Source organism: Vibrio sp. Vb1755, assembly GCF_033338635.1.
In the GTDB taxonomy this organism is placed as follows: domain Bacteria; phylum Pseudomonadota; class Gammaproteobacteria; order Enterobacterales; family Vibrionaceae; genus Vibrio; species Vibrio alginolyticus.
In genome coordinates this window covers 1-1,201 of the sequence record NZ_JAWOTA010000243.1, presented here as the reverse complement: position 1 = coordinate 1,201, position 1,201 = coordinate 1, and the positions used below count along the sequence as shown (strand labels likewise).

The following is a 1,201-nucleotide window of genomic DNA, read 5'->3' as shown; positions in this document are numbered from 1 at the left end:
TGCATAACGGTCACAAGCAATCACTTCTAGACCTAGTCGTTGGCATTCAATTGCCACTTCTTTACCAAGCTCACCAGAGCCTAATAGTAATACACGGGTAGCATTTGCGCTGGTTGCAGTACCGAACATAGTGTTCCCTTACAAAATAAAGTGATGAGACAGAAATTGCAGGGGATCATACTGATTTTTCATTGCGAAGCAAACGTTTGCTTGTGGTTTTTTGTCAATAAAAAAGCTCTACATGTTGTAGAGCTTTTAATGACATATTAGTGAATTTTATACGTTAACAAAACTGACGGGAATATCTGGGTTTAGCGCTTCTAACGTAGACTGTGTGTCTGCTAGGTGACTGATTTTCCCCTTAGAGTTTTCCACTAGAGCGGCAGCCTTAATGCTGTCGAAGGTTTCGCCTGCCAACAACACTTGAATCAATGCTACTTGTAGCGGTGGAAGGCTTGGGTTAAATGCGGCGTTTTCTGCATAAGCACCTTTAAACACACGACCGTTCGCGAGCTCTAATGCCAAACCACTGAGGTTATTGGTATACGGCGCATGGCTCATGTTCATCGCTTCGACGGCTTGTTGAATCAATGCGTCTTCATCATCACACACAAATTGGTGTTTTACTTCGGTCATCAAACCAGACTCAATACCAAGGTCTGCTGGACCGAAGGCTTCTGGTAAGTATTCATGTAATGACTTTTCGTCGCGCTCAGGTAGCTGAACTTTCAACTCTTTAGCAGTCGACAGTTCGTTCATAAACTGGCGGCAGTGACCACAAGGGCTAAAGTTGATGGTGATGTCTTTGACACCGTGTTCGCCTTTCATCCAAGCGTGGCTAATTGCAGATTGTTCTGCGTGAACAGTTTGGCCTAACTGAACACCAAAGAACTCCATGTTTGCACCAAAGTACAGACGGCCAGACAAGCCTCGAACAATTGCACCAACATAGAACTCAGAAATAGGAGCGTAAGAATATGCAGCGGCAAAAGGAAGTAGAGCAACACGCAGCTCTTTATCTGATAGGCTGGTAGCTGAAAGCAATTGCTCAAACTGCTGCGCTGAAAGAGTAGCCTCAAAATCGTCGGCTAGGACGATAGGAGCAAGTTGTTTTGAAAGTGCTTCAGGAGCGCTTGCTAGCGCCTGTTCAATGCGACTTTTCATGTTGAATCCTTGTTATTGCATGGACAGTTATTCTATG

Annotated in this window: 1 protein-coding gene and 1 pseudogene; both read right to left on the bottom strand. The window is 44.5% G+C overall.

Annotated elements, in window-relative coordinates; genetic code table 11:
* A pseudogene (locus tag R7E00_RS24245) lies at positions 1-129 on the bottom strand (phosphoribosylglycinamide formyltransferase 2); the annotation flags it as partial.
* A 147-nt stretch (positions 130-276) separates the two neighbouring features.
* Complete coding sequence (gene cdd / locus R7E00_RS24240) at positions 277-1,164, bottom strand: cytidine deaminase (RefSeq protein WP_318124797.1); 888 nt, start codon at positions 1,162-1,164, stop codon at positions 277-279.
* Between the last annotated feature and the right edge of the window lie 37 nt (positions 1,165-1,201).